A 19,567-nucleotide genomic window follows, 5' to 3' on the forward strand; every position below is an offset into this window, starting at 1 on the left:
GCACAAGGGTTTCAGGCGCGCAGTCGACTCACTGACACCCCGCTTCGGCGGGGTGTCGCGCTTCCGGGCGACACGCGTTGCCTGTAGACTATGGCTTTCCGGAGCCCCGCCCATGACTCCCCTGATTTTCGTTACCGGCGGCGTTGTGTCCTCGCTAGGCAAGGGCATCGCCGCCGCTTCGCTTGCGTCCATTCTCGAAGCACGTGGCCTGACGGTCACGATGATGAAGCTGGACCCCTACATCAACGTCGACCCGGGCACCATGAGCCCGTTCCAGCACGGTGAGGTGTACGTCACCGACGACGGCGCCGAGACCGACCTGGATCTGGGCCATTACGAGCGCTTCGTGCGCACGCGCCTGAGCCGCAAGAACTCGGTCACCACCGGCCGGATCTACGAGAACGTGATCCGCAAGGAGCGCCGCGGCGACTACCTCGGTGCGACCGTACAGGTCATCCCGCACATCACCGACGAGATCCGCCGCTGCATCGACGAGGCCACCGAGGGTTTCGACGTGGCGCTGGTGGAGATCGGCGGCACCGTCGGCGACATCGAATCGCTGCCGTTCCTGGAAGCCATCCGCCAGATCCGCACCGAGCGCGGTCCGGAGAAGGCGCTGTTCATGCACTTGACGCTGGTGCCGTACGTCGCCGCCGCGGGTGAGCTGAAGACCAAGCCCACGCAGCATTCGGTGAAGGAGCTGCGCTCGATCGGTATCCAGCCCGACGTGCTGCTGTGCCGCTCCGAGCAGCCGATCCCGGATTCCGAGCGCCGCAAGATTTCGCTGTTCACCAACGTGCCAGAGCGCGCGGTCATCAGCGTGCCGGACGTCGACGTGCTGTATCGCATCCCGATGGGCCTGCACGGCCAGGGGCTGGACGAGATCGTGCTGCGTCAGTTCCGCATCGAGAACACCCGTGCCGCCGACCTGTCCGAATGGGAGGCCGCGGTCGATGCGACGCTCAATCCGTTGGACGAAGTGACCATCGCCGTCGTCGGCAAGTACGTCGACCACCAGGATGCGTACAAGTCGGTCGGTGAGGCGCTCAAGCACGGCGGCCTGCGCCAGCGCACGCGCGTCAACCTGAAGTGGATCGAGGCGCAGGAACTGGAAGGCACCGACATGGCCCTGCTGCAGGGGGTCGACGGCATCCTGGTGCCGGGCGGCTTCGGGGATCGCGGTTTCGAGGGCAAGGTGCTGACTTCGCGTTTCGCGCGTGAGCAGAAGGTGCCGTACTTCGGCATCTGCTACGGCATGCAGGCGGCGGTCGTCGACTATGCGCGCCATGTCGCCGGCATGGCCGACGCCAACAGCACCGAGAACGACAAGCAGTCGCCGCACCCGGTGATCGGCCTCATCACCGAGTGGCGCACCGCCGCGGGCGATGTCGAGAAGCGCGACGAGCGCTCCGACCTGGGAGGCACCATGCGCCTTGGCCTGCAGGAGCAGCGCCTCAAGCCAGGCACACTGGCGCGCGACCTCTACGGCAAGGATGTGGTGGCCGAGCGCCATCGCCACCGCTACGAATTCAACAACCGCTACCGCACGCAACTGGAGGACGCCGGCCTGGTGATCGCCGCCAAGTCGATGGACGACCTGCTGGTGGAAATGGTGGAGCTGCCGCGTACCGTGCATCCGTGGTTCCTGGCCTGCCAGGCGCATCCGGAATTCCTGTCCACGCCACGCGACGGGCATCCGCTGTTCGTCGGCTTCATCCGCGCCGCGCGCGAGAAGAAGGCAGGCGGCAAGCTGTTGAAGGAAGCGCGGGCCTGAATGCTGTTTCCTTCTCCCGCCGGGAGAAGGTGCCCTGAAGGGGCGGATGAGGGTAAGGCGGAGTTCCAGATGTTCCAGCCTTCCTGATTCCGCCGTACCCTCACCCCAACCCCTCTCCCGAGGGGAGAGGGGCTCAAAAGAGAGGTGTTTGAATGAAGCTCTGTGGATTCGACGTCGGCCTGGACCAGCCCCTGTTCCTGATCGCCGGTCCCTGCGTGATCGAGTCGATGCAGTTGCAGATCGACGTCGCCGGCCGCCTCAAGGAAATCACCGGCAGGCTGGGGATGAACTTCATCTTCAAGTCCAGCTTCGACAAGGCCAACCGCACGTCCGGCACCAGCTTCCGCGGCCCGGGCATGGAAGAAGGCCTGAAGGTGCTCGACGCGGTGAAGAAGCAGGTCGGCGTGCCGGTACTGACCGACGTGCACGAATACACGCCGATGGATGAAGTCGCCGCCGTCGTCGACGTGTTGCAGACGCCCGCGTTCCTGGTACGCCAGACCGACTTCATCAGGAAGGTCTGCTCGGCCGGCAGGCCGGTCAACATCAAGAAGGGTCAGTTCCTGTCGCCGTGGGACATGAAGCCGGTCGTCGACAAGGCCAAGTCCACCGGCAACCAGGACATCATGGTCTGCGAGCGCGGTGCATCGTTCGGTTACAACAACCTGGTCAGCGACATGCGCTCGCTGAGCGTGATGCGCGATACCGGCTGCCCGGTCGTGTTCGATGCGACGCATTCGGTGCAGTTGCCGGGCGGGCAGGGCAGCAGTTCGGGCGGCCAGCGCGAGTTCGTGCCGGTGCTGGCGCGTGCGGCCGTCGCGGTCGGCGTCGCCGGTCTGTTCGCCGAGACGCATCCGGATCCCGCCAAGGCGCTGTCCGATGGCCCCAACGCCTGGCCGCTGGACAAGATGGAAGCGCTGCTGGAAACGCTGCTGGCGCTGGATGCGATTACCAAGAAGAACGGGTTCCTGGAGTCTACCGTTTGAGTTGCCGCTCGATTGCGAATGCAATCGGGCTGGCTTCGCTGACGGCAGCCGGTCATGCTCTCGCGTGTTCGCCCACGCCAAATCGCGATATGAGCGTTGAAGGGGCCGTTGAGCGTTCTGAGCAGATATTCATCGCGCAGGTCGTCAAGGCAGAACTGCTGCCGCGGAGTGCCAGCAATCCCAAAGCCAATCAGGTGGTTGCGACTTACCGGCTGAACAAGGTGCTGAAGGGAAGCCCGCCGAAGAGCGGAGTGGTAGTTACAAGCACGAGCAATTGTGGTGCCTTTCTCCAAGTCGGATCACAAGTGCTTTTCTTTGTAGACTTACAGCGCACCAGATTCGGCATTCCCGAGGTAGACGGCATTCCGACGGGGACGCAGGAGTACTACGAGTATGTCGAGCCACATCGCCAATTGATGGCAGAACTTCAGATCGCTCTTAAACCCCAACCTTCGACTGTCCAATCAACCCCATGACCAACATCGCCAAGATCCACGCCCGCGAAATCCTCGATTCCCGCGGCAATCCGACCCTCGAAGCCGAGGTCACGCTGGAAGACGGTTCCTTCGGTCGCGCCATGGTGCCGTCGGGCGCCTCGACCGGCACCAAGGAAGCCGTTGAACTGCGCGACGGCGACAAGACCCGCTACCTGGGCAAGGGCGTGCGCAAGGCGGTGGAAAACGTCAACACGACGATCGCGACCGCACTGAAAGGCTTCGATGCCATCGACCAGGAAGGCCTCGACCGCCGCCTGATCGACATCGATGGCACCGAAAACAAGGGCCGGCTGGGCGCCAACGCGCTACTCGGCGTGTCGATGGCGAACGCCCATGCGGTGGCCGCGTCGAAGAAGCTTCCACTGTGGAAGTACCTGGCCAACGGCAACGACGTCACCTTGCCGGTGCCGATGATGAACATCATCAACGGTGGCGCACATGCTGACAACAACGTGGACTTCCAGGAGTTCATGGTGCTGCCGGTCGGCTTCGACTCGTTCGCCGAGTCGCTGCGCGCCGGCACCGAGATCTTCCACTCGCTGAAGTCGGTGCTGAAGGGCCACGGCCTGAGCACCGCAGTCGGCGACGAGGGCGGCTTCGCCCCCGACTTCCGCAGCAATGTGGAAGCGCTGGATACCATCCTGGAAGCGATCGGCAAGGCCGGCTACACCGCTGGCGATGACGTGCTGCTGGGGTTGGACGTCGCGTCCAGCGAGTTCTTCGACAACGGCAAGTACCACCTGGTCGGCGAGAACAAGCGCCTGACCAGCGAGCAGTTCGTCGACTTCCTGGCCGACTGGGCTGCGCAGTATCCGATCATCACCATCGAGGACGGTCTGGCCGAGGACGACTGGGCGGGCTGGAAGCTGCTCACCGACCGCATCGGCAGCAAGGTGCAGCTGGTCGGTGACGACCTGTTCGTCACCAATCCGAAAATCTTCAAGGAAGGCATCGAGTCCGGTACTGCCAATGCCATCCTGATCAAGGTCAACCAGATCGGCACGTTGACCGAGACGCTGGAAGCCATCGCGATGGCCCATCACGCGAACTACGCGGCCGTCGTGTCGCACCGTTCGGGCGAGACCGAAGACACCACCATCGCCGACATTGCGGTGGCCACCACGGCCACGCAGATCAAGACCGGTTCGCTGTGCCGCAGCGATCGCGTGGCCAAGTACAACCAACTGCTGCGCATCGAAGAGGCGCTGGGTGCCAAGGCGCGCTACGCCGGTCGCAACGCCTTCGTGTCGCTGAAGCAGTAATCCATGCGCAAGGCGCCCTGGCTCCTGCTCGTGCTTGTACTGCTGCTGGGATGGCTGCAGTACAAGTTCTGGTTCGGCGTCGGCAGTTCGGGCCAGGTCGTTGCGCTGGAGCAGCAGGTCGAGGTGCAAAAGCGCGAGAACGCTGGCCTGCAGGAGCGCAACGACGCCCTGGCTGCCGAAGTCGAGGACCTCAAGTCCGGCGAATCGGCGGTCGAGGAGCGTGCGCGCAGTGAGCTGGGCATGATCAAGCCGGGCGAGAAGTTCTACCGCGTGGTGGAGTCGGTTCCGCCACCGCCTGTCACGGGCGACGGCGTCGACGCGGAACCTGCGCCCTGATGGCCCGCATCTGGGCCGTCGTGCCTGCGGCCGGACGCGGCACCCGCTTCGGTGCCGAGCTTCCCAAACAGTATCTCGTGGTGGACGGCGCGCCGTTGATCGCGCACACGCTGACCGCGCTGTTCGCGCACGAGGCGGTGGAGGGCGCGGTGGTGCCGGTGTCGGAGAACGATCCCGACTGGCCGCGCTGGACGGAGTTCTCCGGCAAGCCGGTGCATGCCTGCGTCGGTGGTGCGAGCCGTGCCGCGTCCGTGCTGGCGGGCTTGCGCGCGCTGCCTGACGACGTGCGCGCGGACGACTTCGTGCTGGTGCACGACGCCGCGCGTCCCAACCTGGCGCTGGCCGATCTGTCGCAACTGCTCGAACGGGGACGCAACGATCCGGTGGGTGCGATTCTCGCCGCTCCGGTGCGCGACACCTTGAAGCGCGCAGGAGACGATGGCGGCATCGACGGCACCGAGCCGCGCCAGCGGCTGTGGCGCGCCTTCACTCCGCAACTGTTCCGTCGCCTGCAGCTGACACGGGCACTCGAGGCCGCGATGGCGGCGGGCGTCGAAGTCACGGACGAAGCGATGGCGATGGAGCTTCAGGGGCAGCGCCCCTTGCTGGTGGAAGGCTCCGAAAGCAATTTCAAGATCACCACGCCGGCGGATCTGGCGCGGTTCGCCTATGAGCGCGCGCAGCGGAGCGACTGACGCGACCATGGAAGAAGGAAGAATGTCCGACTCATTGAACATCCGCATCGGCCAGGGTTTCGACGTGCACGCCTTCGGCGACGGCGACCACATCATGCTCGGCGGCGTCCGCGTTCCGCACGATCATGGGGTGCTGGCGCACAGCGACGGCGATGTCGTGCTGCATGCGCTGTGCGACGCCATGCTGGGCGCACTGGCGCTGGGCGACATCGGCAGGCATTTCCCGCCGTCCGACGAGCGCTGGAGAGGCGCCGACAGCATCATGTTCGTGCATCACTGCGAGCAACTGCTGCGCGAACGGGGTTGGCGAGTCGGCAACACGGACATCACCGTCATCTGCGAGCGGCCGAAAGTGGGGCCGCATGCATGGGCGATGTGCGAGCAGATTGCAGCTGCGCTCGGCATCGAAGTCGATGCGGTGAGCATCAAGGCCACCACCACGGAGACGCTCGGCTTCACCGGGCGCGGCGAAGGCATTGCGGCGCAGGCCGTGGTACTGCTGGTGCGGGCGTGAGCGAGGCGTTGCCCCGCGCATTCGGCGTGCCGGTGCTGTCGGCACGTATCCGCAGCGCACCGGAGGATTTCTTCGTCGAGGAGCTACCGGGTTTCGAGCCGTCCGGTGAAGGCGAGCATCTGCTGCTGACCGTCGAGAAGCGGGGCATGAACACGGCGTTCGCCGCAAAGCGCATCGCCGCGTGGGCCGGGATCGCCGAGATGGGCGTGGGCTACGCAGGCCTCAAGGATCGGCACGCCGTAACCCGGCAGCGCTTCAGCGTGCACCTGCCGCGCAAGGTGGCCCCCGACCTGGGTGCGTTGGCGAACGATGATTTCAAGGTCGTCGATTCGACATGGCACTCGCGGAAACTGCCGCGCGGCGCGCTGGCCGGCAACCGATTCGAACTCGTACTGCGCGAGGTCGGCGGCGACGCCGATGCCGTCGAGGCGCGCCTGCGCGAAGTCGCCGCGCATGGTCTGCCCAACTGGTTCGGCGAGCAGCGCTTCGGTCGCGACGGCGGCAACGTGGCGGCGGCGCTGGCGATGTTCGCCGGGCGACGCGTGAGGCGCGAACAGCGCTCGATCCTGATATCGGCGGCGCGGTCCGAGCTGTTCAATCGCGTGCTGGCAGTGCGGCTTGCGGAGGGGAATTGGAACCGCGGGCTGGAGGGCGAGGTCTGGATGCTCGCGGGCAGCCGCAGTGTGTTCGGTCCCGAGCCGTGGAGCGATGCGCTGGCGCAGCGTCTGGGTGAGTTCGACATCCATCCGACTGGCCCGTTGTGGGGTGCCGGGGAGCCGCGCACGCTGGCCGACGCGCGGGCGTGCGAAGAACGCGCATTGCATGACGATGACGCGCTGGCGCTGCGCGCGGGACTGGAGCATGAAGGCCTGCGCCAGGAACGTCGCGCGCTGCGCCTGATTCCGGCGGGCCTGGCGTGGTCATGGCTGGCGCCCGATGCGTTGCGGCTGGAGTTCGCGCTGCCGCCGGGCAGCTACGCCACGGCGGTACTGCATGAACTGGGCGAGGTCGCCGACGCGTCGCAGGCTGGCGACCGTCCGTCGGAACGCGGCTGACGGCACTGGAAGCCCGCTGGCAGCGGCGTATAAGCGGCATCAGGCACGTCGCGCGATGGTGGCATTGGGGAGCGCAGGCGAGGCCAGACCATCTTCCCCTTGTCGGAGGGATCGCCGTGAACGCCATGATCCGTTTTGCCGTCGTCGTGTCCTGCTGCGCCGTATTGACTGCATGCGCGAGCACCCACGGAGCCACATCCGCAGCGCCGCCCGAACAGCGCCCCCTCACCGCCGAACAGCAGTACATCGCTTACGTCGAGCGGATCGCCAAGCGGCGCGGCATCCAGCTGACCTGGGTCAATCCGCCCCGCATCGCGGAAAAGACCCCCAGCCAACACTGAGGGCGCGGCAGGCCATGACCGCAGGCACTGGGCGGTGCCCGCAGCGTGCGACGCTGTCAACGATGGCGATGCGCCAGCAACACCAGCACCGCGCCGGTGCCGCCCTGCGTGGGTGGCGCGGAGTGGAACGCCATCACGTCGGCGCGCTGGCGCAGCACGCGGTCGACGAGGTTCTTCAGCACCGGCGCATCGCCCTCTGATCGCTGGCCCTTGCCGTGGATGATGCGCACGCAGCCATGGTCGTGCGCATGTGCATCCGCGAGGAAGCGGCGAAGCAACCCTTCCGCCTGCAGCGCAGTGGCGCCGTGCAGGTCCAGCTCGTCCTGCACCGAGAACTGTCCACGCTTCAGGCGCTGGAATGCGCGGGGCGACAGCGCTTCCCTTCGATGGCTCAGGACGTCGCCGGCCGCATGCAGGTCCAATGTCTCCAGGCCGCGCTGGAACTCGCTGCGTGCGTCGTGCTCGTCGCGCTCGGCCATGCGTGCCGCGGGCCTCGGAGGCGCCTTGCGCGGAGGCAGCGGCGCATCCTGCAATCGGCGCACCTCGCCGATCGCATCGCGGAACAGCGCGGCGTCGTCATCGTCAGGCGGGATGGCGCGGGACATGGCGCCAGCGTAGCGGCAACGCGACATGACGCAAGCGCGGGAAGCCTCGGCGCGGTTCCGGTATCATGGGGCCGTCCCCGAGGAACCCCATGCGCGTACTGGTCAGCAACGACGACGGCGTCGACGCCCCCGGCATCCGAATCCTGGCAGAGGGCCTGCGCAGCGCAGGTCATGAGGTGTACGTGGTCGCGCCCGACCGCGACCGCTCCGGCGCCAGCAATTCGCTGACGCTCGACCTGCCGATCCGGCTCAAGCGCATCGACCACTACACCTGCAGCATCGCCGGCACGCCGACCGACTGCGTGCACCTGGCGCTCACCGGCATGCTGGAGTTCGAGCCGGACATCGTGGTCTCGGGGATCAACAACACCGCGAACCTGGGCGACGACGTCATCTATTCCGGCACGGTATCGGCCGCGATGGAAGGCCGCTTCCTCGGCCTGCCGGCCGTGGCGATGTCGCTGGCCAGCAAGAACCACGATGCGAAGCACTACGAGACCGCGGCGCGCGCCGCCGTGGAGATCGTGGCGCGCCTGAAGTCCGATCCTCTGCCCGCCGACACCATCCTCAACGTCAACGTGCCCGACCTGGCGTGGACCGACGTGCGCGGCTTCGAAGTCACGCGGTTGGGCAACCGCCACCGGTCCGAGCCCTGCGTGCCGCAGCCGGATCCGCGCGGCCACACCGTGTACTGGATCGGTCCGGCCGGCCGCGAACAGGACGCCGGGCCGGGCACGGATTTCCACGCGGTGCGTACCGGGCATATCTCGATCACGCCGATCCACGTGGACCTGACCCGCTACCAGGCGCTCGAGAAAGTCGCCGGCTGGGTCGGTGGCCTGACCGCCGCGCTCGAGGACTCCGCATGACGCCGCGCCTGCGGCTGCAGCCTGAAGCAGTGGGCATGGGGATGACGTCGCAGCGGGTGCGCGACCGGCTGGTCGAGCGGCTGCGTGAAGGTACTGCCAACGGCGGGGGCATCGCCGACGAGCGCGTGCTCAATGCCATCCGCACGCTGCCGCGGCACCTGTTCGTCGATGAAGCGCTCGCGACGCGCGCGTATGAGGACACGGCGCTGCCGATCGGCCACAGCCAGACCATTTCGCAGCCGTGGGTGGTGGCGAGGATGACCGAGGTGCTGCTGGAGAGCGCGCCCAAGAAGGTGCTGGAAATCGGCACGGGATCTGGTTACCAGGCCGCCGTGCTGGCGATACTCGGGCTGGAGGTCTACACCGTCGAGCGCATCGGCGACCTGCTGCGACAGGCACGCAAGCGCCTGCGCCAGCTCGGCATGAACGTGCGCAGCAAGCACGACGACGGCCGCATCGGCTGGGCCGAGCACGGCCCCTACGACGCCATCATCGTGACCGCCGCCGCCCCGGTGCTGGTACCGGTGCTGGTGGAACAGCTCGCCGTCGGCGGGCAACTCGTCGCCCCCGTCGGTGGCAGCGGTTCGCAGTCGCTGGTGCGGCTGGTGAAGCGCGCCGACGGCAGCATCGAGGAAACCACGCTGGCGCCGGTGGTGTTCGTGCCGCTGCTGTCCGGCACACTGGATTGAATGAAGTGACTGATTCTCCGCAACACGATGGACTCCCCAACGGCACGGCCTCGCTGGGAGAGCAGGTGGCCGGCATCATCGAGCGGCTGCCGCCCGACACGCTGAGCCTGGGCGAACTGCTGGACGTCTTCAGCGACGAAGGTCTGTTGCTGCTGACGATCCTGCTGACGCTGGTGTTCCTGATCCCGGTGTCCATTCCCGGCGTGAGCACCGTGTTCGGCGCCGCGATTCTGCTGGTCGGTGTCAGCCGCCTCATCAACCGGCCGCTGTGGGTACCGCAACGGATCAAGCACAAGGCCCTGCCGGCAGACCGCCTGCGTCCCGGGCTGAAGGCGGGTCTCGTGTGGGTGCGGCGCATGGAGAAGATCAGCCGTCCGCACCGCCTGCGGTTCTTCGTCGATGGGCCCGGGCAGGGCGTCATCAACAACCTGGCTTTCATCCTGGCGGCGCTGCTGTTGATGGCGCCGTTTGGATTCGTGCCATTCAGCAACACCCTGCCAGCCTTGGCGCTGCTGCTGTATGCCATCGGTTTCATCCAGCGGGATGGTGGCGCGATCCTGCTCGGCCACCTGGCGAACATCGGCACGATCATCTACTTCAGCGTATTGATCGGCGGCGGCGGTGTGGCCGCGCGCGAACTGTTCCAACGACTGACAGGCTGAGCCACCTGGCTCCTGCCTTGCGAGGAAATGACCGACCGCATGATCACCACGCTCCGCTCCGGCCATCGCATCATGCGTGCTCTCCTGATCGGCATCGCCATGGCCGTGCTCGGCGCCTGCTCCACCACGGTGGTGCGCGAACCTTCCTCTTCCTCGACGACGCGGCAGACATCGCAGGGCAAGCCGGGTGCCACGGTACGCGTGCAGCGTGGCGACACGCTGTATGGCATCGCGTTCCGCAATGGCGTGGATGTCAACGATCTGGCCCGCTGGAACAGCCTGGTGGCGCCGTACACGATCTATCCCGGCCAATCGCTCAAGCTGTTCCCCGGCAATGGTGGCAGTCGCCCGTCGACGCCCGTCACCAGCACGCCCACGCCGACGAAACCCGCCACCACCCGCCCGATGCCGCCCCCCGCCGTGGTCTCCCGGCCGGCCCCGACACCGGCGCCGGCCAGTAGCGGCTTTTCGTGGCGCTGGCCTGCGGATGGCCATCTGATCGGCCGCTTCGTGGCGGGCGATGCCACCAAGCAGGGCGTGGACATCGCCGGCAGCAGCGGGCAGGCCGTACGCGCAGCGGCGGATGGCGTCGTGGTGTATTCCGGTGCCGGCCTGGTGGGATATGGCGAACTGATCATCGTCAAGCACAGCGAAGCATGGCTGTCGGCCTATGGCCACAACCGCAAGCGGCTGGTCAACGAAGGCCAGAACGTCAAGGCAGGCCAGCAGATCGCCGAGATGGGCAGCAGTGGCGCCTCCCGCGAAATGCTGCACTTCGAGATCCGCCACAACGGCAAGCCGGTGGATCCGCTGCAATACCTGCCGGCGCGTTGAGCGTCTTGCAGCCATCGTCGGCGTGGCGCAGGCCGTTCCTCGTCGTCGTCGTCGTCGTTGCGCTGCTGGCACTCGTCGCTTGCGAGCCGCCGCGCGATGCGCCAGCTCCCTCGCCCGTCGAGGTCGTCACCCTTAACCTGTGGCACGACAAGCAGGATTGGCCACACCGCCAGGACATGATCGTGGCGGAACTGAAAGCGCTGGCGCCGGACGTGATCGTGCTGCAGGAGGTCCTGCAGGATGTTGCGCTACCGAACCAGGCACAGGCGCTGGCTTCGCGCCTTGGATATCAGTACCGATTCTTTTCCGCTGACGATCCGGCCCAGGTGCGCCGCTATGGCAACGCGATCCTGGTCAGGGGCGCGATCGACGCATCGCGTGAGATCAAGCTGGCACCGCTGGACGATTACCGGACTGCGGGCTGGGTGCGCACCACCATCGACGGACATCCGGTGAACGTCTACGCCACCCATCTGCACTACAAGCCGGAAGGCGGTGCGATCCGCGCCGAGCAGATCGCCGGCCTGCTTACCCTGATCGATGAAACCGCAGGTGATGCGCCGTCGATCGTCGGCGGCGACTTCAACACGCGGTCGGATACCCCCGAACTGTCGGCGCTGCGTGCGCGATTCGTCGAAGCCTACGACCAGGCCCATGCCGGTGAGGACACCAACGCGCCCGCGCACGCCACCCTCAATACGCATCTGGGCCACCCGCCGGTCCGCATCGACCATGTGTTCGCGGAGCGCGACGCGTTCCGCGTCGTTGATGCCGACATCATCCTCGACAGGGCTGACGCGACAGGCGCGTGGCCGTCAGACCACTATGGTGTTCGGGTGCGGTTGGCGCGCGTTGCACACTGACCGGCGAGCTTCAACGCGCGTTACTCCGCTGGATCGGTGTGCCGTACGAGCGGACCGATCGCGTCGAGGCGACTAGCGTATCGCCAGCAGGAATCCCGCCACGACCTTGCGCGATTCGCCGGCCAGCACATTGAAGGTACGGGCGGCGGCCGCATTCGTCATCACTTCCAGGCCGACGCCCTGGCGCAGGCATGCCGCCATCACGGTCGCAGGCGGGAACACCTGCCGTTCGCCGGTCCCCAGCAGGATCACTTCCGGTTGCAGGGCCAGCAGCGGCGCCAGATCGTCCGGGGCCAGCGCGGCGCTGTCGTGGACGGGCCAGTCCTCGACGAGCTGATGGGGCGAAAGGATGAAGCTGGACGACAGCGTGCGATCGTTAACCCGCGCCGTGGCGCCGTCGGCGGACCGCAGGGCGAAGGCGTAGTCGGGCAGTTCGTGGCTCAGCTGCATGGCGGGCGATGCGCGCCGTGATCAGCCGCGCGGCAGCACGATCTGGCGGCGTTCCTTGCTGGGACGGTACAGCACGGCGGTGTGGCCGATGCGCTGGACCAGCGCGGCATCGGCCCGGTTGGCCAGATCGCCGATCATGGCGTCGCGTGCATCGCGGTCGTCGCCGACGACCTTGACCTTGACCAGTTCATGCTGCTCCAGCACTGCATCCAGCTCGGCGATGAAGGCCGGCGTGACGCCCTTGTTGCCGATCTGCAGCAGCGCCTTCAGGTCGTGGGCCTGGCCGCGCAGGAAACGGGTCTGGGCAGCGGTCAGGGCTACGGGCATGCGGCACGGTACGGGTCGAAAAGGGTGATCAGGGTATCATGGCCACCCCCACGAACGGCTCCGGCGGCTCCCGTCGCAGCGTGCCCGGAGACCTTGCCGACATGGCCACCCGCAGCAAGAGCAGCCAGCGCTGGCTCAAGGAACACTTCTCCGATCCCTACGTGAAGAAGGCCCAGGCCGAAGGCCTGCGGTCGCGCGCTGCGTACAAGCTGGAAGAACTGCTGGAGCGCGACCGCCTGCTGAAACCGGGCATGGTGGTGGTCGATCTGGGCGCCGCCCCGGGTGGGTGGTCGCAATTCGTCCGCCAGGCGCTGGGCGACAGCGGGCGGATCGTGGCGATGGACATCCTCGACATGCCGCCGCTGGCTGGGGTGGAGTTCCTTCATGGGGATTTCAGGGAAGACAGCGTCCTATCCCAGCTGGAAGCGATGCTGGACGGCGCAGCGGTGGACCTTGTGCTGTCCGATATGGCCCCCAATAAGAGTGGTGTGGATGCGGTCGACCAGCCGCGGATGATGCATCTGGCGGAGTTGGCGATGGAGTTCGCCGACGGTCACCTGAAGCCGGGCGGGGCGTTCCTGATCAAGTTGTTTCAGGGAACAGGCTTCGACGACTACATCCGCGAGCTCCGCCGCCGCTATGACAAGGTGGCGATCCGCAAGCCGGACGCGTCCCGCAAGCGCTCGCCCGAGGTGTACGCCCTGGGGCAGGGCAAGCGAACCCAGATCAAGTAAGGTGACGTAACGTGCGCAACACGAAAGAGGAACAGCGGAGCCGATGAGGATGAACGACCTGACCAAGAATCTGCTGCTGTGGGTAGTCGTCGCCGTCGTGCTGATGGTCGTCTTCCAGAGCTTCTCGCCGAAGGGTGGCAATACCGCGGCCATGGCCGGCGGCACCACCTACTCGACCTTCCTCGACCAGGTCGACGGCGGCAACGTCCAGCGCGTCGAGTTCGGCGGGGATGCCCGCAGCGGCGTGGGCGAAATCACGTATACGCTCCGCAACGGCGACAGCAAGACCATCAATGCGCCGTTCGACCGTGACCTGATCAACGTCCTGCGCAACAAGCAGGTGGAGATCATCCAGAAAGACCCGCCGAGCGGTCTCAGCCTGACCACCATCCTGCTGAACTTCCTGCCGGTCCTGCTGATCATCGGCTTCTGGATCTTCATCATGCGGCAGATGCAGGGCGGTGGTGGCGGCGCGAAGGGTGCGATGTCCTTCGGCAAGTCGCGCGCCAAGCTGCAGGGCGAGGACCAGGTGAAGGTCACCTTCGCCGATGTCGCCGGCTGCGATGAAGCGAAGGAAGAAGTCGGCGAACTCGTCGAGTTCCTGCGCGATCCCGGCAAGTTCCAGAAGCTGGGCGGCAAGATCCCGCGCGGCGTGCTGATGGTCGGCCAGCCGGGTACCGGCAAGACACTGCTCGCCAAGGCCATCGCAGGCGAGGCGAAGGTACCGTTCTTCAGCATTTCCGGTTCCGACTTCGTCGAGATGTTCGTCGGCGTCGGCGCCAGCCGTGTGCGCGACATGTTCGAGCAGGCCAAGAAGCATGCGCCGTGCATCATCTTCATCGACGAAATCGATGCCGTCGGCCGCCATCGCGGTGCCGGCCTGGGCGGTGGTCATGACGAGCGCGAGCAGACGCTGAACCAGTTGCTGGTGGAAATGGACGGTTTCGAGGGCGGCGAAGGCGTCATCGTGATCGCTGCCACCAACCGCCCCGACGTGCTGGACCCGGCGTTGCTGCGCCCGGGCCGTTTCGATCGGCAGGTCGTTGTCGGCTTGCCCGATGTGAAGGGCCGCGAGCAGATCCTGCGCGTGCACATGCGCAAGCTGCCGCTGGCCGACGATGTCGAGCCGATGGTCATCGCGCGCGGTACGCCGGGCTTCAGCGGTGCCGACCTGGCCAACCTCTGCAACGAGGCGGCGCTGTTCGCCGCGCGCGAGAATGCGAAGGACGTCCGCATGGACCACTTCGACCGTGCGCGCGACAAGATCCTGATGGGTGCAGAGCGCCGTTCGATGGCGATGAGCGAGGACGAGAAGACGCTCACCGCCTACCACGAGGCGGGCCATGCCATCGTCGGTCGACTGGTGCCGGAGCACGACCCGGTCTACAAGGTCACCATCATTCCCCGTGGCCGCGCACTGGGCGTGACCATGTACCTACCGGAAGGCGACAAGTATTCGCTCAACCGCGTGGCGATCGAATCGCAGCTGTGTTCGCTGTATGGCGGCCGCGTGGCGGAGGAGCTGATCTTCGGTGCCGACAAGGTCACCACCGGTGCTTCCAACGACATCGAGCGCGCCACCAAGATGGCCCGCAACATGGTCACCAAGTGGGGCCTGAGCGACGAGATGGGACCGATCGCCTACGGCGAGGAAGAGGATGAAGTCTTCCTCGGCCGCTCGGTCACCCAACACAAGAACGTCTCCAACGAGACCGCGCGCAAGATCGATGAAGTCGTGCGTATCATCCTGGACCGTGCGTACAGCCGGACCAAGACGCTGCTGACGGACAACCTGGACAAGCTGCACACCATGTCGCAGTTGCTGCTGCAGTACGAGACCATCGATGCGCCGCAGATCGATGCGGTCATGGAAGGCCGTGAGCCGCCGCCGCCGATGGGCTGGAACAAGAACGGCAAGGACGACGACAAGTCCGAGTCCCGTCCGCTGCCACCGATCGGTGGTCCGGCCGCGCAGACCTGATCCGCGTTGCCAGCATGATGATGAAAGGCCAGACTGTGTCTGGCCTTTTTTCTTGGCCATGGTCATCGCGTCAGCCACGAGGGGATCGTGTGAAAGGGAATGCCATCAAGGACGTCTTCAAGGGCGTCGCGCTGTCGGGCGTGTTGTCGATCGTGTCGTTTGCGCAGGCTGCGGATTTCACCGCCCCGCGGTCGATGCCCTTCGCCGAGAATGCGATCGTGGCCGGCAATATCAAGCGCGAATGCGCGATCGATACCCAGCTGACCCAGGCGCTGGTGCGTTTCGCGGCGGAGGGCGGCCATCGGATCGACCTGCAGGACACGCTGGACACGGCCTCCGGGCAGGCATTGAAGCTGGAATTCCACGATGCACAGAGCGCCGGCAACGCGTGGATCGGGCATCGCAAGTCGGTCACCGTGAAGGGCTGGCTCTACCGTGACGGCGCGCCGGTGGCCAAGTTCGTGGCCCGCCGCAATTCCGGCGGTGGCTTCGCCGGGGGGTTCAAGGGCTCGTGCGCGGTGCTGGAGCGCACGGTGACCGCCCTGGGCAAGGACATCGCCGGCTGGCTCGGCAACCCGATCGACGGCGCCCAGCTCGGCGACCTCCGCTGACGCAACCGAAGGACATCGCATGTTCGACACTGTTCCCCAACTCGACTGCGCCGGGCGCATCCTCCGGCTCGATCGCCCCCTCGTGATGGGCATCGTCAACGTCACCCCGGATTCGTTTTCCGATGGCGGCGTGCACGACACCACCGAAGCCGCCGTCGCGCATGCGCTACGAATGGTGGAGGAGGGCGCCGACCTGCTCGATATCGGTGGCGAATCGACACGGCCGGGCGCCGACGAAGTATCGCTGGACGAAGAGCTGCGTCGCGTCATCCCCGTGATCGAACGGCTCGCCGCACGCGTGCCGGTGCCGATCAGCATCGATACCTACAAGCCCGCAGTAATGCGCGCCGCCGTCGAGGCGGGTGCGGGCATGATCAACGATGTCCATGGATTGCGGCGCGACGGTGCGCTGGAGACGGCGGCGGCACTCGGCGTACCCGTCGTCATCATGCACATGCAGGGTGAGCCGCGTTCGATGCAGGCATCGCCGGATTACGACGACGTGGTGGGCGAGGTGCACCGGTTCCTGGCCGAGCGCATCTTCGCGGCCGAGATGGCGGGTATTCCGAAGAAGCGCATCGTCATCGACCCCGGCTTCGGCTTCGGCAAGGACACCGCCCACAATCTGCAACTGCTCGCGCAACTGGAGCGCTTCGTCGAACTCGGCGTGCCGGTGCTGGCTGGCCTGTCGCGCAAGCGCAGCATCGGCCAACTCACCGGACGGGACGTGCCCAGTGAGCGCGTGTTCGGATCGGTCGCCGCGCACCTGGTCGCCGCGCAACGCGGGGCCGCCATCGTGCGCGTACACGATGTGGCGGCGACCGTGGACGCACTGAAAGTGTGGAATGCCATCGCGGCGCTACCGGCGCCGCGCAAGGCGGCGACCGTACCGACCATCCGCTGGCCCGACGACGACTGACCGCTGCCCGATAAAAACCCGCCAGGGCATGTGCGGCTGGCGGGTAGGGTCACGCGCGTCTCCGGCGGCAAGCGCCGGGTATCGCTAACGGGTCAGGCTTGCACGGGCCGTGCGCTGCGGCGTGCTGGAGGCAGCGGCGCGGGGGAGCGGGCGCGTCTGTTCGATCACCGCGGTGGACAGTGTGGTCACGCTCTGGGGAGCGGTGCCGCTGGCTGCCACCGGTTGCGACGTTGCGCTGGTGCTGCGGGTCGGTGTCAGCGGCTGCGAGCCATTGACGAGCGTCGGGCCGCCCCCGGTTGCCTGCTTCCATTGCCGCAGCAGCGCGCGCAGGGCTTCGGGTTTGTTGGTGGCCTTCGCGCCGTTGGCCTGGTTCATGCTGTTTTCGCCATGGCAGCCGGCGCAGGTGCGGATTTCGCCGGGCTGCATCGTCACCCATACCCGCTCGCGCACGACCGGTTCGCCGCTGGCGTCCGTGGTTTGCCAGGCCAGTGCGCGGTTGGCGGGAACGAACAGCGCCGTGGAGCCGTCGGCGGCGATCTTCGCGCTGCCGGCAGGTCCGGTGGGATTGGCGATGTTGTGCTGGCTCGAGGCCATGGGCTGGGCGAGGACGCGACGACCGGCCTCCACGCCCGGGTAGCCCCGGACCTGGTTGCCCTGGAGGACCTGGTAATGGCTGATCTGGTAGACCTTCCCGCTGGCCTTGGCCGTCTTCACGCCGCCGGGCACTTCCAGGTTGAATGGTTGCTGCAGATCGCCGCGGTCGCGGCTGGTCTGGTTGCGCGTGACGATCAGCGACAGGTTGTTCGTCTTCAGCCAGGCACGCAGTGCGGTTTCGTTGACCTGTTCCTCGGCTAGCACGGCGCGCTCGGGGGCTTCCAGCGCCCAGCTGCCTGCCGTCGGGCGCTGGCGTGCGACCACTTCAACCGGCTCAACTTCCCACAACAGGCCATCGAAGGTCTTGAGGGTGTCGGGATTCCACCACGAGATCGACTTGCGGATGCCGGAAGTCAACGCGCTGTTGGCGACCAGCATGTTCGATGCGTCCGTCCGCAACTGGTACAGGCGGAATTGCGTGCTGGTCTGCACCATCGGGCTGGCCGTGTAGCTGGCCAGCATTTGCCCCGTGCTGATCGGCAACGGGTTCCGGAAACGTCCAGCAGACAGGCTGTTGCTCACGGCCGCAGGCGAAGCATCCTCGAAAACCATTTGCTCGGCGTTGAGCGTCGGTGCGCCCGTGAAACGCACGATCTGATCGCTGGTCAGCGAACCGAACTCACGTGCGTAGATTCCGTAGTAGGTGCCTGGGGTGCGTGGATCCTCGCGGATCTGGAAGATCCCGCCGTCGTTGCGGATGTATTTCTTGTTGGCGATGATCGAGGTGTTGGTGTTGTCCGACATCGCCGTATCTGTGGCGAACGAACGTTCGATGTAACCGAACATCAGTTCCTGCCGGCCGATATGGTTGAGCGTCAGTTCCTCGGTGCCGTCCTGGTTCATCTGCCAGGGTGTGAACAGGTTGAAGGTGAACGGATTGACGCGGCCATAGGCGGAGGACGTCTGGCCCAGCCGCGATTCCGGGAAATTCTCGGCTTGCCGGCCGATATTGGCGGCGCCTGAGGCCTCACTGGCGTAGTTCGTGGCGGCGAACGTTCCTGCATCGGCCTGCTGATCGCGCTGCAGGTGATCCCAGCGAGTGAAGATCACCCGGCCGTAGCTGTCGACGGTGGGCGAGAAGGCGCCGCTCGGCGTGTGGTTGAGCAGTCGCAGTTCACCCGTGGAGGGGGTGAGGCTGTACAGGCCGACCAGTGTCGGTGTGCTCTCGTATTCGTCCAGTTGCGGGTACAGATGCGCTTCGCCCGTGCGCGGGCGGTCGGACGCGAACAGGATGCGGTCGTCGCTGGCATACAGCGGGGACAGGTTGTTGTACGAGGCTGGCTGGCCGGCCACTTTGGTGATCACCGCAGTCTGGCCCTGGGCCAGGTTGGTGACTTCATAAAGCTGCCAGCGGGTGCTGATGCCCTCGTACTGTCGGGTCGGCGCCCCGACCAGCATGCTGAAGACGGCCCTCTTTCCGTCCCAGTGCACCGTCGGTTCGCGCACGGCGATCGCGTTTGCACCCTGCCGGCCCTCCATGCCGAAGCCCGCCTCCTTGGTGAGGTTGCGCAAAGAGCCATCGGGGTAGCGGATCATCAGATCGCCACCGCGCGGTACCGATCCCATATCGGTCATGTGATTGGCAAACGCCGCCAGGCGGCCGGCGAAGATGTCGCCGGCGGTAGGCACCTGGGTCACGAACATGATCGGCGTGGTCGGTGCGCCAGTGGCCACCGCGGTCGCGCTGGCCATTACGCGTGCGTTGGATGCCTGTGAGGTGGCCTGCGCGGGTGCGCCGACGGCCGTTGCCGTTTCTTCGGAAAGCGATTCGGCGCCGTTGCAGGCGGTCAGCAGGGCGCCGAGTGCCAGGAGCAGCGCCGGGGTACGCAGGACAACGAGTGTGTTTCGGATCATGCAGGCGGTAATCATCACGGGGGGGTGGCATGCACACCCCCAGCACCGGGGTCCG

General features: G+C 66.3%; 22 protein-coding genes. 18 read left to right on the plus strand and 4 right to left on the minus strand.

Translation table 11 applies throughout. The features are described 5' to 3' along the window. Positions 1-112 precede the first annotated feature (112 nt). The 9 genes from V7060_RS02810 (at position 113) to V7060_RS02850 (ending at position 7,460) form a co-directional block, all read left to right on the plus strand. The gene (locus V7060_RS02810) at positions 113-1,774 is read left to right on the plus strand and encodes a CTP synthase (protein WP_334177746.1); all 1,662 of its coding nucleotides are present in this window, start codon (positions 113-115) and stop codon (positions 1,772-1,774) included. A 152-nt stretch (positions 1,775-1,926) separates the two neighbouring features. After that, positions 1,927-2,760: a 3-deoxy-8-phosphooctulonate synthase gene (gene kdsA, locus V7060_RS02815; protein WP_334177747.1), complete on the plus strand. Its 834-nt coding sequence runs from the start codon at positions 1,927-1,929 to the stop codon at positions 2,758-2,760. An 89-nt stretch (positions 2,761-2,849) separates the two neighbouring features. Beyond that, a complete protein-coding gene (locus V7060_RS02820) occupies positions 2,850-3,236 on the plus strand; it encodes a hypothetical protein (RefSeq protein WP_334177748.1) in 387 nt (128 codons plus the stop codon). Next, entirely contained in the window at positions 3,233-4,519 is a 1,287-nt protein-coding gene (gene eno / locus V7060_RS02825; protein ID WP_334177749.1) for a phosphopyruvate hydratase, read from the plus strand. The genes V7060_RS02820 and eno overlap by 4 nt, the downstream gene beginning before the upstream one ends. 3 nt (positions 4,520-4,522) lie before the next feature. Then, complete coding sequence (ftsB, locus tag V7060_RS02830; RefSeq protein ID WP_334177750.1) at positions 4,523-4,855, plus strand: cell division protein FtsB; 333 nt, start codon at positions 4,523-4,525, stop codon at positions 4,853-4,855. Then, the gene (gene ispD, locus V7060_RS02835; protein ID WP_334178079.1) at positions 4,852-5,550 is read left to right on the plus strand and encodes a 2-C-methyl-D-erythritol 4-phosphate cytidylyltransferase; all 699 of its coding nucleotides are present in this window, start codon (positions 4,852-4,854) and stop codon (positions 5,548-5,550) included. The genes ftsB and ispD overlap by 4 nt, the downstream gene beginning before the upstream one ends. Positions 5,551-5,572: 22 nt before the next feature. After that, the gene (ispF, locus tag V7060_RS02840; RefSeq protein WP_334177751.1) at positions 5,573-6,064 is read left to right on the plus strand and encodes a 2-C-methyl-D-erythritol 2,4-cyclodiphosphate synthase; all 492 of its coding nucleotides are present in this window, start codon (positions 5,573-5,575) and stop codon (positions 6,062-6,064) included. Beyond that, positions 6,061-7,119 carry a tRNA pseudouridine(13) synthase TruD gene (gene truD / locus V7060_RS02845; RefSeq protein ID WP_334177752.1) on the plus strand — a complete coding sequence of 353 codons (1,059 nt, stop codon included), beginning with the start codon at positions 6,061-6,063 and terminating at the stop codon, positions 7,117-7,119. Before ispF ends, truD begins: the two co-directional genes overlap by 4 nt. Before the next feature lie 116 nt (positions 7,120-7,235). Then, on the plus strand, positions 7,236-7,460 hold the full coding sequence (locus V7060_RS02850) for a hypothetical protein (RefSeq protein ID WP_334177753.1): 225 nt from the start codon (positions 7,236-7,238) through the stop codon (positions 7,458-7,460). 56 nt (positions 7,461-7,516) lie between these two features. Here the strand turns inward: V7060_RS02850 and V7060_RS02855 are convergent, their stop codons facing one another. Next, positions 7,517-8,065: a Smr/MutS family protein gene (locus tag V7060_RS02855; RefSeq protein ID WP_334177754.1), complete on the minus strand. Its 549-nt coding sequence runs from the start codon at positions 8,063-8,065 to the stop codon at positions 7,517-7,519. Positions 8,066-8,154: 89 nt separating this feature from the next. Between V7060_RS02855 and surE the strand changes: the two genes are divergently transcribed. Genes surE through V7060_RS02880 form a run of 5 tightly spaced genes read left to right on the plus strand, consistent with a single transcriptional unit; the run spans position 8,155 to position 11,982 of the window. Then, on the plus strand, positions 8,155-8,934 hold the full coding sequence (gene surE / locus V7060_RS02860; RefSeq protein WP_334177755.1) for a 5'/3'-nucleotidase SurE: 780 nt from the start codon (positions 8,155-8,157) through the stop codon (positions 8,932-8,934). Then, positions 8,931-9,623 carry a protein-L-isoaspartate(D-aspartate) O-methyltransferase gene (locus tag V7060_RS02865; protein WP_334177756.1) on the plus strand — a complete coding sequence of 231 codons (693 nt, stop codon included), beginning with the start codon at positions 8,931-8,933 and terminating at the stop codon, positions 9,621-9,623. Before surE ends, V7060_RS02865 begins: the two co-directional genes overlap by 4 nt. Before the next feature lie 5 nt (positions 9,624-9,628). Then, the gene (locus V7060_RS02870) at positions 9,629-10,285 is read left to right on the plus strand and encodes an exopolysaccharide biosynthesis protein (protein ID WP_334177757.1); all 657 of its coding nucleotides are present in this window, start codon (positions 9,629-9,631) and stop codon (positions 10,283-10,285) included. 39 nt (positions 10,286-10,324) lie between these two features. Then, positions 10,325-11,119, plus strand: coding sequence for a peptidoglycan DD-metalloendopeptidase family protein (locus V7060_RS02875; protein ID WP_334177758.1), 795 nt, complete (start codon positions 10,325-10,327; stop codon positions 11,117-11,119). Positions 11,120-11,124: 5 nt separating this feature from the next. Then, complete coding sequence (locus V7060_RS02880) at positions 11,125-11,982, plus strand: endonuclease/exonuclease/phosphatase family protein (protein WP_334178080.1); 858 nt, start codon at positions 11,125-11,127, stop codon at positions 11,980-11,982. Between the two features lie 72 nt (positions 11,983-12,054). On the opposite strand, the gene V7060_RS02885 is transcribed toward V7060_RS02880, so the two are convergent. Beyond that, positions 12,055-12,432: an Mth938-like domain-containing protein gene (locus V7060_RS02885; RefSeq protein WP_334177759.1), complete on the minus strand. Its 378-nt coding sequence runs from the start codon at positions 12,430-12,432 to the stop codon at positions 12,055-12,057. Between the two features lie 21 nt (positions 12,433-12,453). Then, complete coding sequence (gene yhbY, locus V7060_RS02890) at positions 12,454-12,759, minus strand: ribosome assembly RNA-binding protein YhbY (protein WP_334177760.1); 306 nt, start codon at positions 12,757-12,759, stop codon at positions 12,454-12,456. A 101-nt stretch (positions 12,760-12,860) separates the two neighbouring features. Between yhbY and rlmE the strand changes: the two genes are divergently transcribed. The 4 genes from rlmE to folP all read left to right on the plus strand — a co-directional run bounded on the left by rlmE (position 12,861) and on the right by folP (position 17,004). After that, positions 12,861-13,493, plus strand: a complete 633-nt coding sequence (rlmE, locus tag V7060_RS02895) for a 23S rRNA (uridine(2552)-2'-O)-methyltransferase RlmE (protein WP_334178081.1) — start codon at positions 12,861-12,863, stop codon at positions 13,491-13,493. A 49-nt stretch (positions 13,494-13,542) separates the two neighbouring features. Next, on the plus strand, positions 13,543-15,474 hold the full coding sequence (gene ftsH / locus V7060_RS02900; RefSeq protein ID WP_334177761.1) for an ATP-dependent zinc metalloprotease FtsH: 1,932 nt from the start codon (positions 13,543-13,545) through the stop codon (positions 15,472-15,474). Positions 15,475-15,563: 89 nt separating this feature from the next. Further along, entirely contained in the window at positions 15,564-16,085 is a 522-nt protein-coding gene (locus tag V7060_RS02905) for a hypothetical protein (RefSeq protein ID WP_334177762.1), read from the plus strand. Between the two features lie 19 nt (positions 16,086-16,104). Then, the gene (gene folP / locus V7060_RS02910) at positions 16,105-17,004 is read left to right on the plus strand and encodes a dihydropteroate synthase (protein WP_334177763.1); all 900 of its coding nucleotides are present in this window, start codon (positions 16,105-16,107) and stop codon (positions 17,002-17,004) included. An 84-nt stretch (positions 17,005-17,088) separates the two neighbouring features. Here folP and V7060_RS02915 read toward each other — a convergent pair whose 3' ends face one another. Further along, positions 17,089-19,512, minus strand: coding sequence for a hypothetical protein (locus tag V7060_RS02915; protein WP_334177764.1), 2,424 nt, complete (start codon positions 19,510-19,512; stop codon positions 17,089-17,091). Positions 19,513-19,567: the final 55 nt, after the last annotated feature.

It is taken from the genome of Pseudoxanthomonas sp., from assembly GCF_036845285.1.
In the GTDB taxonomy this organism is placed as follows: Bacteria; Pseudomonadota; Gammaproteobacteria; order Xanthomonadales; family Xanthomonadaceae; genus Pseudoxanthomonas_A.